The 13,221-nt window shown below is 45.0% G+C and carries 26 protein-coding genes and 3 pseudogenes; 21 read left to right on the top strand and 8 right to left on the bottom strand.

Going from position 1 to position 13,221, the window contains the following annotated elements:
• Positions 1–87: 87 nt before the first annotated feature.
• The gene (locus ACU8XX_RS11830) at positions 88–237 is read left to right on the top strand and encodes a protein YdfW (RefSeq protein WP_011443592.1); all 150 of its coding nucleotides are present in this window, start codon (positions 88–90) and stop codon (positions 235–237) included.
• A 436-nt stretch (positions 238–673) separates the two neighbouring features.
• Here the strand turns inward: ACU8XX_RS11830 and ACU8XX_RS11835 are convergent.
• A pseudogene (locus ACU8XX_RS11835) lies at positions 674–886 on the bottom strand (FlxA-like family protein); the annotation flags it as partial.
• Between the two features lie 63 nt (positions 887–949).
• Here ACU8XX_RS11835 and ACU8XX_RS11840 point away from each other — a divergent pair.
• Positions 950–2,112, top strand: a protein-coding gene (locus ACU8XX_RS11840) for an IS3-like element IS3 family transposase (RefSeq protein WP_085947771.1) whose coding sequence is annotated in 2 segments (ribosomal slippage) — positions 950–1,211 and positions 1,211–2,112 — 1,164 coding nt in all. Because the reading frame shifts where the segments join, the coding sequence is not laid out codon by codon here.
• A 2-nt stretch (positions 2,113–2,114) separates the two neighbouring features.
• On the opposite strand, the pseudogene ACU8XX_RS11845 reads toward ACU8XX_RS11840, so the two are convergent.
• A pseudogene (locus tag ACU8XX_RS11845) lies at positions 2,115–2,267 on the bottom strand (FlxA-like family protein); the annotation flags it as partial.
• Between the two features lie 202 nt (positions 2,268–2,469).
• Positions 2,470–2,775 carry a protein YdfV gene (gene ydfV, locus ACU8XX_RS11850; RefSeq protein WP_001326990.1) on the bottom strand — a complete coding sequence of 102 codons (306 nt, stop codon included), beginning with the start codon at positions 2,773–2,775 and terminating at the stop codon, positions 2,470–2,472.
• 24 nt (positions 2,776–2,799) lie between these two features.
• Between ydfV and relB the strand changes: the two genes are divergently transcribed.
• The 7 genes from relB (at position 2,800) to ACU8XX_RS11885 (ending at position 6,183) form a co-directional block, all read left to right on the top strand.
• On the top strand, positions 2,800–3,039 hold the full coding sequence (relB, locus tag ACU8XX_RS11855) for a type II toxin-antitoxin system antitoxin RelB (RefSeq protein ID WP_000534858.1): 240 nt from the start codon (positions 2,800–2,802) through the stop codon (positions 3,037–3,039).
• Positions 3,039–3,326 carry a type II toxin-antitoxin system mRNA interferase RelE gene (relE, locus tag ACU8XX_RS11860; protein ID WP_000323025.1) on the top strand — a complete coding sequence of 96 codons (288 nt, stop codon included), beginning with the start codon at positions 3,039–3,041 and terminating at the stop codon, positions 3,324–3,326. Before relB ends, relE begins: the two co-directional genes overlap by 1 nt.
• 71 nt (positions 3,327–3,397) lie before the next feature.
• The gene (gene hokD / locus ACU8XX_RS11865) at positions 3,398–3,553 is read left to right on the top strand and encodes a type I toxin-antitoxin system toxin HokD (protein ID WP_000813254.1); all 156 of its coding nucleotides are present in this window, start codon (positions 3,398–3,400) and stop codon (positions 3,551–3,553) included.
• Positions 3,554–3,769: 216 nt separating this feature from the next.
• Complete coding sequence (gene rem / locus ACU8XX_RS11870) at positions 3,770–4,021, top strand: protein Rem (RefSeq protein WP_000980994.1); 252 nt, start codon at positions 3,770–3,772, stop codon at positions 4,019–4,021.
• Between the two features lie 66 nt (positions 4,022–4,087).
• Positions 4,088–4,366 carry a hypothetical protein gene (locus ACU8XX_RS11875; RefSeq protein ID WP_012304870.1) on the top strand — a complete coding sequence of 93 codons (279 nt, stop codon included), beginning with the start codon at positions 4,088–4,090 and terminating at the stop codon, positions 4,364–4,366.
• A gap of 1 nt (position 4,367) precedes the next feature.
• Positions 4,368–5,417, top strand: a complete 1,050-nt coding sequence (locus ACU8XX_RS11880; RefSeq protein ID WP_001265198.1) for a DUF968 domain-containing protein — start codon at positions 4,368–4,370, stop codon at positions 5,415–5,417.
• A gap of 13 nt (positions 5,418–5,430) precedes the next feature.
• Positions 5,431–6,183, top strand: coding sequence for an antitermination protein Q (locus ACU8XX_RS11885; RefSeq protein WP_001047135.1), 753 nt, complete (start codon positions 5,431–5,433; stop codon positions 6,181–6,183).
• A 277-nt stretch (positions 6,184–6,460) separates the two neighbouring features.
• Here ACU8XX_RS11885 and ACU8XX_RS11890 read toward each other — a convergent pair whose 3' ends face one another.
• Together ACU8XX_RS11890 and cspF are read right to left on the bottom strand one after the other, a co-directional pair.
• Positions 6,461–6,550, bottom strand: a complete 90-nt coding sequence (locus tag ACU8XX_RS11890) for a hypothetical protein (protein ID WP_120795389.1) — start codon at positions 6,548–6,550, stop codon at positions 6,461–6,463.
• A 54-nt stretch (positions 6,551–6,604) separates the two neighbouring features.
• Entirely contained in the window at positions 6,605–6,817 is a 213-nt protein-coding gene (gene cspF, locus ACU8XX_RS11895) for a cold shock-like protein CspF (RefSeq protein WP_000087756.1), read from the bottom strand.
• A gap of 300 nt (positions 6,818–7,117) precedes the next feature.
• Here cspF and cspB point away from each other — a divergent pair, with 300 nt between their 5' ends.
• A complete protein-coding gene (gene cspB / locus ACU8XX_RS11900) occupies positions 7,118–7,333 on the top strand; it encodes a cold shock-like protein CspB (RefSeq protein WP_000066484.1) in 216 nt (71 codons plus the stop codon).
• 363 nt (positions 7,334–7,696) lie between these two features.
• Here the strand turns inward: cspB and ynfU are convergent, their stop codons facing one another.
• A complete protein-coding gene (ynfU, locus tag ACU8XX_RS11905) occupies positions 7,697–7,867 on the bottom strand; it encodes a YnfU family zinc-binding protein (RefSeq protein ID WP_213044735.1) in 171 nt (56 codons plus the stop codon).
• Between the two features lie 219 nt (positions 7,868–8,086).
• Here ynfU and essD point away from each other — a divergent pair, with 219 nt between their 5' ends.
• The 9 genes from essD to ACU8XX_RS11950 all read left to right on the top strand — a co-directional run bounded on the left by essD (position 8,087) and on the right by ACU8XX_RS11950 (position 11,065).
• On the top strand, positions 8,087–8,302 hold the full coding sequence (essD, locus tag ACU8XX_RS11910) for a phage lysis protein EssD (RefSeq protein ID WP_000839590.1): 216 nt from the start codon (positions 8,087–8,089) through the stop codon (positions 8,300–8,302).
• Between the two features lie 4 nt (positions 8,303–8,306).
• Complete coding sequence (locus ACU8XX_RS11915) at positions 8,307–8,618, top strand: YdfR family protein (protein ID WP_000189915.1); 312 nt, start codon at positions 8,307–8,309, stop codon at positions 8,616–8,618.
• The gene (locus ACU8XX_RS11920) at positions 8,615–9,148 is read left to right on the top strand and encodes a lysozyme (protein WP_001092971.1); all 534 of its coding nucleotides are present in this window, start codon (positions 8,615–8,617) and stop codon (positions 9,146–9,148) included. Before ACU8XX_RS11915 ends, ACU8XX_RS11920 begins: the two co-directional genes overlap by 4 nt.
• On the top strand, positions 9,145–9,642 hold the full coding sequence (locus ACU8XX_RS11925) for a DUF2514 domain-containing protein (protein WP_001071769.1): 498 nt from the start codon (positions 9,145–9,147) through the stop codon (positions 9,640–9,642). The genes ACU8XX_RS11920 and ACU8XX_RS11925 overlap by 4 nt, the downstream gene beginning before the upstream one ends.
• Positions 9,643–10,005: 363 nt before the next feature.
• Positions 10,006–10,218, top strand: a complete 213-nt coding sequence (cspI, locus tag ACU8XX_RS11930) for a cold shock protein CspI (protein WP_000066495.1) — start codon at positions 10,006–10,008, stop codon at positions 10,216–10,218.
• Between the two features lie 10 nt (positions 10,219–10,228).
• Positions 10,229–10,417: a cold shock small protein YmcF gene (ymcF, locus tag ACU8XX_RS11935; protein ID WP_071524604.1), complete on the top strand. Its 189-nt coding sequence runs from the start codon at positions 10,229–10,231 to the stop codon at positions 10,415–10,417.
• Positions 10,418–10,419: 2 nt separating this feature from the next.
• A complete protein-coding gene (gene ynfR, locus ACU8XX_RS11940) occupies positions 10,420–10,485 on the top strand; it encodes a small protein YnfR (protein ID WP_122134696.1) in 66 nt (21 codons plus the stop codon).
• Between the two features lie 4 nt (positions 10,486–10,489).
• Entirely contained in the window at positions 10,490–10,720 is a 231-nt protein-coding gene (ynfN, locus tag ACU8XX_RS11945; RefSeq protein WP_000720962.1) for a protein YnfN, read from the top strand.
• A 171-nt stretch (positions 10,721–10,891) separates the two neighbouring features.
• Complete coding sequence (locus ACU8XX_RS11950) at positions 10,892–11,065, top strand: GnsA/GnsB family addiction module toxin (protein WP_001019606.1); 174 nt, start codon at positions 10,892–10,894, stop codon at positions 11,063–11,065.
• Between the two features lie 151 nt (positions 11,066–11,216).
• Here the strand turns inward: ACU8XX_RS11950 and ACU8XX_RS11955 are convergent, their stop codons facing one another.
• Positions 11,217–11,627, bottom strand: coding sequence for a DUF1398 domain-containing protein (locus ACU8XX_RS11955; protein WP_240765516.1), 411 nt, complete (start codon positions 11,625–11,627; stop codon positions 11,217–11,219).
• A gap of 57 nt (positions 11,628–11,684) precedes the next feature.
• Positions 11,685–11,918 carry a YlcI/YnfO family protein gene (locus ACU8XX_RS11960; RefSeq protein WP_001368374.1) on the bottom strand — a complete coding sequence of 78 codons (234 nt, stop codon included), beginning with the start codon at positions 11,916–11,918 and terminating at the stop codon, positions 11,685–11,687.
• 388 nt (positions 11,919–12,306) lie between these two features.
• Between ACU8XX_RS11960 and ACU8XX_RS11965 the strand changes: the two genes are divergently transcribed.
• Both ACU8XX_RS11965 and ACU8XX_RS11970 read left to right on the top strand, forming a co-directional pair.
• The gene (locus ACU8XX_RS11965) at positions 12,307–12,852 is read left to right on the top strand and encodes a DNA-packaging protein (RefSeq protein ID WP_000453611.1); all 546 of its coding nucleotides are present in this window, start codon (positions 12,307–12,309) and stop codon (positions 12,850–12,852) included.
• Positions 12,827–13,069: pseudogene (locus tag ACU8XX_RS11970) on the top strand (phage terminase large subunit family protein); the annotation flags it as partial. The gene ACU8XX_RS11965 and the pseudogene ACU8XX_RS11970, both read left to right, overlap by 26 nt.
• Between the last annotated feature and the right edge of the window lie 152 nt (positions 13,070–13,221).

The following is a 13,221-nucleotide window of genomic DNA, read 5'->3' on the forward strand; positions in this document are numbered from 1 at the left end:
TATGACGGGAAAGCGCTGGGCTGGGAAAAGTATGTTGATGGCCCGGAGCCTATACCACTGGATGATGAAAAGAGTGTCCATGAACGAGTGGATAATGCCCGTATTGATTTACGCTCAAAATACTATGTTAAACCTAAAGCTGACCATCCCTGGCTTACGCGCCGAACGCAAAGTCATCAGCAAGTTAAGCCCCCGAAGTTACCTAAAAAGAAGCCTGATCCCGATAAAAAAGATTGAAACCAAGATCGATTCGGTTGAGTGCATATCCATTCATAGGGTAGATTCTTAAGTCGCGTTTCTGGTGTTCATTTTCGGGTGGTTTGTTACTTGTTTTACCGGGGATATGCCAGAAACGCGCTGAGTCAGTCTGGGCGGTGCGCGTAATGAGGCGTTATGGTAAATAGCCTATGCTAATGTCCGCTAAGAGCAAGAAGCGGAAGTTGGCAGTTTTGTGGACTGTCCCCACAAAAGTGACTACAGAAATAGTTGCAATTCATAATTGATCATGGGTTGTCAGTTAAACTCGTGGCGATTTAAATAGACTAATTGGGAGTGCGTCCATTACTTATATCTTGTAATGTTAACTATCAGAAATGATACAAAGATAATATGTCTTTAAAGAAAAGGCTGATGGCGAAAAGTGGCCCGATGAGGGCCACAATACGGCTGTCACTTAGACGTAAATATCAATGGTGCCAGCGGTATTTGTATCGTCTTTTTTCTCTTCTTTTTTATCAGGCTGAACTGTCGCGTCTTTATTCTTTTTCTCTGCCTGCTGCCTTAACAACTGCTCCAGTTGAGCCCTGAGGCTTTCAATTTGCTTCTGTACCAATGCAGCCATTTCTTTTTTCTGCTGTGTCGTCATCCCCTCTTCCGATGAGATTTGATCTTACACAGCAATAGTGGACACGCGGCTAAGTGAGTAAACTCTCAGTCAGAGGTGACTCACATGACAAAAACAGTATCAACCAGTAAAAAACCCCGTAAACAGCATTCGCCTGAATTTCGCAGTGAAGCCCTGAAGCTTGCTGAACGCATCGGTGTTACTGCCGCAGCCCGTGAACTCAGCCTGTATGAATCACAACTCTACAACTGGCGCAGTAAACAGCAAAATCAGCAGACGTCTTCTGAACGTGAACTGGAGATGTCTACCGAGATTGCACGTCTCAAACGCCAGCTGGCAGAACGGGATGAAGAGCTGGCTATCCTCCAAAAGGCCGCGACATACTTCGCGAAGCGCCTGAAATGAAGTATGTCTTTATTGAAAAACATCAGGCTGAGTTCAGCATCAAAGCAATGTGCCGCGTGCTCCGGGTGGCCCGCAGCGGCTGGTATACGTGGTGTCAGCGGCGGACAAGGATAAGCACGCGTCAGCAGTTCCGCCAACACTGCGACAGCGTTGTCCTCGCGGCTTTTACCCGGTCAAAACAGCGTTACGGTGCCCCACGCCTGACGGATGAACTGCGTGCTCAGGGTTACCCCTTTAACGTAAAAACCGTGGCGGCAAGCCTGCGCCGTCAGGGACTGAGGGCAAAGGCCTCCCGGAAGTTCAGCCCGGTCAGCTACCGCGCACACGGCCTGCCTGTGTCAGAAAATCTGTTGGAGCAGGATTTTTACGCCAGTGGCCCGAACCAGAAGTGGGCAGGAGACATCACGTACTTACGTACAGATGAAGGCTGGCTGTATCTGGCAGTGGTCATTGACCTGTGGTCACGTGCCGTTATTGGCTGGTCAATGTCGCCACGCATGACGGCGCAACTGGCCTGCGATGCCCTGCAGATGGCGCTGTGGCGGCGTAAGAGGCCCCGGAACGTTATCGTTCACACGGACCGTGGAGGCCAGTACTGTTCAGCAGATTATCAGGCGCAACTGAAGCGGCATAATCTGCGTGGAAGTATGAGCGCAAAAGGTTGCTGCTACGATAATGCCTGCGTGGAAAGCTTCTTTCATTCGCTGAAAGTGGAATGTATCCATGGAGAACACTTTATCAGCCGGGAAATAATGCGGGCAACGGTGTTTAATTATATCGAATGTGATTACAATCGGTGGCGGCGGCACAGTTGGTGTGGCGGCCTCAGTCCGGAACAATTTGAAAACAAGAACCTCGCTTAGGCCTGTGTCCATATTACGTGGGTAGGATCAATTTTCCCAAGCTTTTCAGTCAGCACCTGAATTTGTCTTGTGATTTTGGCTATTTCTGATGTTCCTTCCGGGGCGGAGTTGTTTGAAATAACGGTTGAGGTATTTCCCTGAATTGTGACAGACATAGATTTCTCCTTTTAAAAAAGCACTATCGGCATGCACAAAAAAATCTTTAATCGTATTTCTTGTGTCATTAATTGTTTGATGTTCAGATTGTTTTCCTCGCGGGCTGGCGCGCCTCAGAAAGTAAAGCTTGTTGACAGGGGTAAACGTTCGGCAATAATTTTCTGCCGCATGCGGGTGTTGCATAAAACGTGCTACGTTCCTTTATCGACAGGTCAGGTCACCGCTCACCCGCCGACGAGAAAGCAACACTGACATGCTAAAGCAAAAAATAGATGAATAAGTTGAGTTGTGCATATGTAGCCTGACCGTCACAAAGTATATGGTGTCTGTACCAGTAAGATGATGGCCGGACTCTTTAAAAACGAGCTGACCTGCACAATACAGGATGGACTTAGCAATGGCTGCTCCTGGCACAAAGCGGACAGTGATCACCGTTCTTACGACTACTTTCTGACTTCCTTCGTGACTTGCCCTAAGCATGTTGTAGTGCGATACTTGTAATGACATTTGTAATTACAAGAGGTGTAAGACATGGGTAGCATTAACCTGCGTATTGACGATGAACTTAAAGCGCGTTCTTACGCCGCGCTTGAAAAAATGGGTGTAACTCCTTCTGAAGCGCTTCGTCTCATGCTCGAGTATATCGCTGACAATGAACGCTTGCCGTTCAAACAGACACTCCTGAGTGATGAAGATGCTGAACTTGTGGAGATAGTGAAAGAACGGCTTCGTAATCCTAAGCCAGTACGTGTGACGCTGGATGAACTCTGATGGCGTATTTTCTGGATTTTGACGAGCGGGCACTAAAGGAATGGCGAAAGCTGGGCTCGACGGTACGTGAACAGTTGAAAAAGAAGCTGGTTGAAGTACTTGAGTCACCCCGGATTGAAGCAAACAAGCTCCGTGGTATGCCTGATTGTTACAAGATTAAGCTCCGGTCTTCAGGCTATCGCCTTGTATACCAGGTTATAGACGAGAAAGTTGTCGTTTTCGTGATTTCTGTTGGGAAAAGAGAACGCTCGGAAGTATATAGCGAGGCGGTCAAACGCATTCTCTGAACCAAAGCATGACATCTCTGTTTCGCACCGAAGGTGACACTTCTGCTTTGCGTTGACAGGAGAAGCAGGCTATGAAGCAGCAAAAGGCGATGTTAATCGCCCTGATCGTCATCTGTTTAACCGTCATAGTGACGGCACTGGTAACGAGGAAAGACCTCTGCGAGGTACGAATCCGAACCGGCCAGACGGAGGTCGCTGTCTTCACAGCTTACGAACCTGAGGAGTAAGAGACCCGGCGGGGGAGAAATCCCTCGCCACCTCTGATGTGGCAGGCATCCTCAACGCACCCGCACTTAACCCGCTTCGGCGGGTTTTTGTTTTTATTTTCAACGCGTTTGAAGTTCTGGACGGTGCCGGAATAGAATCAAAAATACTTAAGTAGCGCGCAGGGATAAGAGGGATGGTCCCTTAAAGGGGAGAGCTAATTATCCGGAAGGATTCTGATGATGAACATCGAAGAACTGCGTAAAATTTTTTGTGAAGATGGCCTCTATGCTGTGTGCGTTGAAAATGGAAATCTTGTTAGTCATTACCGCATTATGTGTTTGCGAAAGAATGGGGCTGCGTTAATTAATTTTGTGGATGCTCGGGTCACGGACGGATTTATCTTGCGCGAAGGTGAGTTTGTCACTTCATTACAGGCATTGAAAGAGATCGGAATAAAAGCTGGCTTTTCTGCTTTTTCAGGAGAATAAACTCATCTACAATCTTGCGCGGGGCTGAACTCCCGCTGAGTAACACCGTGCCACCGGAGAAAACCGATGGCACGCAACGCAAAATATTACAATTCTGATAATTCGCCCGTTCTTGCCTGCACGCACGGGCGGTATTCTCACGCATTCAAGTCTGAATGGTTCCAGCACCCTCCATGCACTGCAGAACAGGCCGAATGGCTGATTCATTCTTACCGCAGGCGCGGGTTCGAGGTTAAGAAAGCTCTCAGTCTCGACTATCGGCACTGGATAATCTCTGTCAGGCTGCCTTATTCCGAACGCCCACCACGTGCGTCCCGCACTTTCCAGCAACGGATCTGGAGGTAACGTGCGGGTATTACTTAGACCTGTTCTGGTGCCTGAGCTTGGGCTGGTGGTCCTTAAGCCGGGCCGTGAATCCATACAGATATTTCATAATCCTCGAGTGCTGGTGGAACCGGAACCAAAAAGCATGCGTAATCTGCCATCCGGAGTCGTTCCTGCCGTTCGCCAGCCGCTGGCGGAAGACAAAACATTGCTGCCGTTTTTTAGTAACGAACGGGTGATTCGTGCTGCTGGCGGCGTTGGCGCATTGTCCGACTGGCTATTACGTCATGTTACATCCTGCCAGTGGCCTAATGGCGATTACCATCACACTGAAACAGTCATTCACCGTTATGGTACCGGCGCAATGGTGTTGTGCTGGCACTGCGACAACCAACTGCGTGACCAGACATCGGAATCACTGGAGCTGCTTGCTCAACAAAATCTGACAGCATGGGTGATTGACGTCATCCGTCACGCAATAAGCGGTACGCAGGAGCGGGAATTATCTTTGGCTGAATTATCCTGGTGGGCGGTCTGCAATCAGGTGGTGGATGCACTACCTGAGGCTGTATCGCGTCGTTCGCTGGGATTACCAGCGGAAAAAATCTGCTCGGTGTACCGCGAAAGCGACATCGTACCGGGAGAGCAGACCGCCACCAGCATATTGAAACAACGCACAAAAAATCTTGCACCGTTGCCTTACGCCCACCAGCAACAAAAATCACCACAGGAAAAGACGGTGGTAAGCATCACCGTTGATCCAGAGTCTCCGGAATCTTTCATGAAGCTGCCTAAACGTCGCCGCTGGGTTAAGGAGAAATACACACGTTGGGTTAAGACACAGCCGTGTGCTTGCTGCGGTATGCCAGCCGACGATCCGCATCATCTGATTGGTCACGGGCAGGGCGGAATGGGAACAAAAGCACATGATCTCTTTGTGTTGCCTTTGTGCAGAAAGCATCACAACGAGCTGCATACGGATACAGTGGCATTTGAAGATAAGTATGGCTCCCAACTGGAGCTGATATTTCGTTTTATCGATCGCGCGCTGGCAATTGGCGTACTGGCGTAAGTGGAGAACGAGCATGAACCTTGAAGCCTTACCAAAATATTACTCCCCAAAATCTCCAAAATTGAGCGATGACGCTCCAGCGACAGGCACCGGTTGTTTAACAATTACGGATGTAATGGCAGCGCAGGGGATGGTGCAGTCGAAAGCACCACTTGGGTTGGCCTTATTTCTGGCAAAAGTTGGTGTTCAGGACCCTCAGTTTGCGATTGAAGGCCTGCTAAATTACGCGATGGCACTGGATAACCCGACATTGAACAAATTGAGTGAAGAAATCCGGTTACAGATTATTCCTTACCTCGTGAGTTTTGCCTTTGCTGATTACTCCAGGTCTGCGGCAAGTAAGGCTCGCTGTGAGCATTGTTCAGGTACGGGATTTTATAATGTATTGCGCGAAGTGGTGAAACACTACAGACGCGGGGAATCTGTAATCAAGGAAGAATGGGTGAAGGAACTATGTCAGCATTGCCATGGTAAGGGCGAAGCCAGCACAGCGTGCAGAGGGTGTAAGGGTAAAGGGATTGTTCTGGATGAAAAAAGAACCCGGTTTCATGGCGTACCGGTATATAAGATTTGTGGGCGTTGTAATGGAAACCGGTTTAGTCGTTTACCGACCACGCTGGCACGACGTCATGTCCAGAAGCTGGTACCAGACCTGACCGATTATCAGTGGTATAAGGGGTATGCGGACGTCATTGGTAAACTGGTAACAAAGTGCTGGCAGGAAGAAGCATACGCGGAAGCGCAATTGAGGAAGGTGACGAGATAAATGATTTTTGCTGAAGATGGCGACATGATGTTTGCATTTTTCAAAAAATATGGATAAAATTTTTTCAACGATGGGCTTTGTATACCCGACGTTAAGAAAAAGTAGAAAACCCGCTGATGAGCGGGTTTTGTGCTTTAAATGGGGCAATGGTAATGTTGAATCTCATCCCGGGACTCATGTCTGTTAACTTATTATTTAGCTGGTGACTTGGTTATTTGCCTGATGTTTAAAATGTTTTCTTCCAGTACAATGTCCCTAAACACAATGAGTCTGCTTATTATATTATTAGCAGAGCTATTACGGCCAAAGTACAGCATAAGCTTTTAAAGCCAATCAACCAGTCATCAAGACAGACGGGGTTATTCATAAAAACTCTCCATGTGTGATCCGATGGGGCCTGAAATTAAAGCTTTAATATAGCTCATGAAAGGTAAACATTGGCAGCTGAAGGGCCACGCAGACCATTTATCCGGCAAAATTCCACGCGTAATCCGGTGGTAATTTCTTCTGCATCGCGGAGATTGAGCGCTGAGACATGAAGCTGGACATCGATACGACCATCGGATGGGGTGATAAGACCCTTGCCGCTTTTGCCGTCAAAGGTTTTGACAATTCCTGTCATTTTACGGGACAAAAAAATTCCTTAATACTGATAACTTGGCGCACTATACACACGTTCCTGAAGAAAGCTATAGTTTTTTGATGGGGTTGAAGATGGCTGGATGTCTAAAATAAACATTGCTTCATATGTTCAACTATGCGTTAATGATTGCGTCGGTTTGAAGAACAGACGATATACGAAGTAGTTTACTAAAGCAGTTCTCATTTCAGGTGTTATTCACTTATTCCTTCTTTGAGTCTCTCCAATTAAGTACGAAGTCGTTTCTGTTATGCAAACCATTTATGCCGAAAGGCTCAAGTTAAGGAATGTAGAATGTCAAATAAAATGACTGGTTTAGTAAAATGGTTTAACGCTGATAAAGGTTTCGGCTTTATTTCTCCTGTTGATGGTAGTAAAGATGTGTTTGTGCATTTTTCTGCGATTCAGAATGATAATTATCGAACCTTATTTGAAGGTCAAAAGGTTACCTTCTCTATAGAGAGTGGTGCTAAAGGTCCTGCAGCAGCAAATGTCATCATTACTGATTAAAATTCATCGCTCGTCTGTATACGATAACGAAGAAGGCTGATGCCTGAGTAGAGATACGGACAGAGTAGTGAATATTGGATCTCTTTAATAAAAAGTAAGGAGGTCCAATACATGAAACAATGGCTAGCATATTTGGCAAAATCTTAATCAGGAAAAGTATGCTAACCATTGTGGTGAAGTGCAGGTTTGCTGCATGAATAGTTTTACAGCAGAAGCTAACTGCTGGCATGGCAAAACAAAGTGCGTAAGTGGATGACTCCCACAAAAAGCACCACAATCTCAAACCCGCTCAGGCGGGTTTTTTATTATCTGCTTTAAATATATTATTAAAATATAAAAAATACTTGTTACTAATAAAATCAATCAGGCTACAGCTTTAAGATTTGTCTGGAATACTTTGTTGCAATGAGGGTAGATCAAAAGGGCACCTTTTTGTACTCTTGAAAAACTGTGTTCTGACTCTTGGGTGCAGTTTGGGCAGGAACATTTAACGAGATAATTACGGCGTGATTTTGAGTTTTTACGTTCTGACATAGGCTTTTCCTGTATAAATGGCCGTATACAGTACACTAAATATGAAAACATTTCTCGTATTATTATTTTATATATGACTTTCTTTCAAAATAATTACCCACATTTTTAATGTGTATGTTTTTTTAGCGCCGTTGAGAACAACGTGTGCTGTCAAAACTACCCCGTAGACTCCGATCTTTTCAAACATATTGCACCATCCGTGTACATCGGGGTGAGGATATGAAATCAATGGATAAGTTAACAACAGGTGTTGCCTATGGCACATCGGCGGGTAATGCTGGTTTCTGGGCATTGCAGTTACTCGATAAAGTAACTCCGTCACAGTGGGCTGCAATCGGTGTGCTGGGTAGCCTGGTTTTTGGCCTGCTGACGTATCTGACAAATCTTTATTTCAAGATTAAAGAAGACAGGCGTAAGGCTGCGAGAGGAGAGTAATCCAATGACTCAAGACTATGAACTGGTTGTGAAAGGAGTCCGTAATTTTGAGAATAAAGTTACGGTAACTGTAGCCTTACAGGACAAAGAACGCTTTGACGGTGAAATTTTTGACCTGGATGTCGCCATGGACCGTGTTGAAGGAGCTGCGCTGGAGTTTTATGAGGCAGCAGCCAGAAGGAGCGTCCGGCAAGTCTTCCTGGAAGTAGCAGAAAAATTGTCAGAAAAAGTTGAGTCTTATCTGCAGCATCAGTACTCCTTTAAGATTGAAAATCCTGCCAATAAGCACGAGCGTCCTCATCATAAATATATATGAACACAAAAATCAGATACGGCCTGTCGGCTGCCGTTCTGGCGCTGATTGGTGCTGGCGCATCTGCTCCTCAGATACTTGACCAGTTTCTGGACGAAAAAGAAGGTAACCACACAATGGCATACCGCGATGGTTCTGGCATATGGACCATCTGTCGGGGTGCCACAGTGGTGGATGGAAAAACCGTTTTTCCCAATATGAAACTGTCGAAGGAAAAATGCGACCAGGTCAACGCCATTGAGCGTGATAAGGCGCTGGCATGGGTGGAGCGCAATATTAAAGTACCACTGACCGAACCACAAAAAGCGGGTATCGCGTCATTTTGTCCCTATAACATTGGCCCCGGTAAGTGTTTCCCGTCGACGTTTTATAAGCGGCTGAATGCTGGTGATCGTAAAGGTGCATGCGAAGCGATTCGCTGGTGGATTAAGGATGGCGGACGCGATTGCCGCATTCGTTCAAATAACTGTTACGGTCAGGTTATTCGTCGTGACCAGGAGAGCGCATTAACCTGCTGGGGGATAGAACAGTGAATCAGATATTCATGGTGATTTTTCTCGTGTTGTCAGGATTTATCGTCGGAAATGTCTGGAGCGACAGAGGATGGCAAAAAAAATGGGCGGAACGTGATGCTGCCGCATTATCACAAGAGGTAAATGCTCAATTTGCTGCTCGAATAATTGAACAGGGGCGAACTATAGCCCGTGATGAGGCTGTTAAAGATGCACAACAGAAATCTGCTGAAATTTCTGCCAGGGCTGCTTATCTGTCTGATAGTGTTAACCAGTTGCGTGCCGAAGCAAAAAAATATGCCATACGCCTTGACGCAGCGAAGCATACCGCAGATCTTGCCGCTGCCGTCAGAGGCAAAACAACCAAAACCGCCGAAGGAATGCTCACCAACATGCTCGGAGATATTGCAGCAGAAGCTCAGCTTTATGCTGAAATTGCTGACGAACGCTACATCGCAGGAGTGACTTGTCAACAGATCTATGAATCTTTAAGAGATAAAAAGCATCAAATGTAGGGTAATATTAAATCGGAACATTTACATCGCGGAATGTAAAATTTAAATAAAAAGGACTCTTCCATGAGCCAAAATTCCTGAAATCTTAAGGGTAAGATAAAAGGTCTTAATCAGAATGACACGTTATTATTAATAAATAAAGCTATTCTTTCATTGCTGTGTTTTTCTTTACAAAAGTAATCCTTGCTATGGGTGGTTAATCATGCGTTAATGGTGTTCTGGTTTGTTACAAATTTATCTGAAGCAGTCATTGTTATAATTTTATTATTTGTACCTCTTGAGATTTCCTTGTTGGTTTTTCTCTCTGATATTTTTTTTCGGACCATTCTGCCCAAGGGCTAATTTCTTCAAAAGGTAATAATTATGTCTAACAAAATGACTGGTTTAGTGAAATGGTTTAACCCTGAAAAAGGTTTTGGTTTCATCACGCCGAAAGATGGCAGCAAAGATGTGTTTGTCCATTTCTCAGCAATTCAGAGCAACGATTTCAAAACATTAACTGAGAATCAGGAAGTTGAATTTGGTATTGAGAACGGACCTAAAGGTCCTGCCGCTGTTCATGTAGTGGCGCTTTGAGGTAGACAATATTACAAACCATATTCACTTTAGATGCCCGTGTTGTCATGGTTCCCAGTATAGAACATCATCTTTTGATGTTTCTGACATGAATCCTTTCGGGGCAAAATGTATCTTTTGTAAATCAATGATGATTACATTTGATAATATTTCACAATACTTAAATGCCAGCCGTCTGTCGTTGGATTTAAAAAAGTGAAAATGAAGGCTCCTTCGGGAGCTTTTTTGCTTGGTATCTATTCGATGGATACTCACATACTACGGTAACATCATGAAAAAAATCATAGTTTTTTTTAACTCTGAACCTGCAGTGGTAGTGCCAGCGATGACTGGAGTTAACACCATCATGCGTGAATATCCAAATGGCGAAAAAACACACCTTACTGTAATGGCCGCAGGGTTTCCATCTCTGACCGGAGATCATAAAGTCATTTATGTAGCCGCGGATCGACATGTTACTTCAGAAGAAATTCTGGAAGCAGCAATAAGGCTCTTGAGTTGATTTGATGCTATTGTATTGATAATTCAGGAAAATTTTCTTTGTCTGTTTGTGTAAAATTTAGACTATCGTATGTTGATTATTGCGATGTTTCATCTTATCTTTTACACGTTTGCACCATATAATCGACTTACTGTGTAACTGGAAAGTCATAACAGACTAAAAGAGGAAATGATGAATATTGAAAACTTAAAAACAAAAGCAGAAGCAGATATTTCTGAATATATAACAAAAAAAATTATTGAACTTAAGAAAAAGACCGGGAAAGAAGTTACCAGTATTCAGTTTACCGCACGGGAAAAAATGACGGGTCTTGAAAGCTATGATGTCAAGATTAATTTAATCTGATGTATTCAATAATAAAATTTATCCATAAACCTCGTTTTTACGGGGTTTTGTTATATTTGAATGGTTCCGAATATCTAAATCACAATTGTTGATGGTTTTTATTAAACCAATGCAGTCCGGCTCAGGAGTGAGAGAAGCCGGACGTTATGGTTTAGCGTGGTAAGATCTGTGTAGTTTTCTGGATGCTTTCAGTAAATAGTAATGAATTATCAAAGGTATAGTAATATCTTTTTTGTTCGTGGATATTTGTAACCCACCGAAAAACTCCTGCTTTAGCAAGGTTTCTTCTGTATTCCTGAAATGTGATCTCTCTGGATTTCAGCTTATTAGAGGTCGTTTCTATAAGATGCCTATCCTTTGAAAATTTGACAGACACAATGTTTTTTAGGCCCTTTAATAACACTGTATTATCATTTTTTAATACAATATGAACATTCTCTGTGGCTAAATAGTAAATGTAATGTGAGACATTGAGACGTTTTAGCTCAGAATAAAACCATTGATAGTTTAAATCGTTTCGAACTTTATCAAATATTTGTTTAAAAATGACTACCTGATCCATAGATAAACCTTCCATGTGATATGAGGGGGCGTAGTCTGCACGATTATCTAAATTGCTTCAATCTGGTCTGACCTGTTTTCTGAGCAATTCAGTAATGTCACTCTTTTCTTTGTTTGCTTCAGAAGAAACTCTTTTTTCTGAGCACAGTCTCCGGCGGCAGGCTTCAATGACCCAGGCTGAGAAATTCCCGGACCCTTTTTGCTCAAGAGCGATGTTAATTTGTTCAATCATTTGGTTAGGAAAGCGGATGTTGCGGGTTGTTGTTCTGCGGGTTCTGTTCTTCGTTGACATGAGGTTGTCCCGTATTCAGTGTCGCTGATTTGTATTGTCTGAAGTTGTTTTTACGTTAAGTTGATGCAGATCAATTAATACGATATCTGCGTCATAATTGATTATTTGACGTGGTTTGATGGCGTAGATGCACGTTGTGACATGCAGATGATAATTATTATCATTTTGCGGGTCCTTTCCGGCGATCCGACAGGTTACGGGGCGGCGACCTCGCGGGTTTTCGCTATTTATGAAAATTTTCCGGTTTAAGGCATTTCCGTTCTTCTTCGTCGTAACTTAATGTTTTTATTTAAAATACCCCCTGAAAAGAAAGGAAACGACAGGTGCTGAAAACGAGCTTTTGGGCCTCTGTCGTTTCCTTTCTCTGTTTTTGGCCGTGGAATGAACAATGGAAGTCAACAAAAAGCAGCTGGCTGACATTTTCGGTGCGAGTATCCGTACCATTCAGAACTGGCAGGAACAGGGAATGCCCGTTCTGCGAGGCGGTGGCAAGGGTAATGAGGTGCTTTATGACTCTGCCGCCGTTATAAGATGGTATGCCGAAAGGGATGCTGAAATTGAGAACGAAAAGCTGCGCCGGGAAGTTGAAGAACTGCGGCAGGCCAGCGAGACAGATCTCCAGCCAGGGACTATTGAGTACGAACGCCATCGACTTACGCGTGCGCAGGCCGACGCACAGGAGCTGAAAAATGCCAGAGACTCCGCTGAAGTGGTGGAAACCGCATTCTGTACTTTCGTGCTGTCGCGGATCGCAGGTGAAATTGCCAGTATTCTCGACGGGATCCCCCTGTCGGTGCAGCGGCGTTTTCCGGAACTGGAAAACCGACATGTTGATTTCCTGAAACGGGATATCATCAAAGCCATGAACAAAGCAGCCGCGCTGGATGAACTGATACCGGGGTTGCTGAGTGAATATATCGAACAGTCAGGTTAACAGGCTGCGGCATTTTGTCCGCGCCGGGCTTCGCTCACTGTTCAGGCCGGAGCCACAGACCGCCGTTGAATGGGCGGATGCTAATTACTATCTCCCGAAAGAATCCGCATACCAGGAAGGGCGCTGGGAAACACTGCCCTTTCAGCGGGCCATCATGAATGCGATGGGCAGCGACTACATCCGTGAGGTGAATGTGGTGAAGTCTGCCCGTGTCGGTTAACCGCGCTGACAGACAATACGCAGGGGGCAACAGGTCTTGAGTTATACGAGGTGTATAACAACGGATATCCAACAGCGTATGGAAATATCATTCACCTGAAAGGGATGACAGCCGTTGGCGAAGGTGAGTTACTCATCGGCTGGAGTGGT

The sequence above is a fragment of the Escherichia sp. MAL-1 genome (assembly GCF_052948035.1).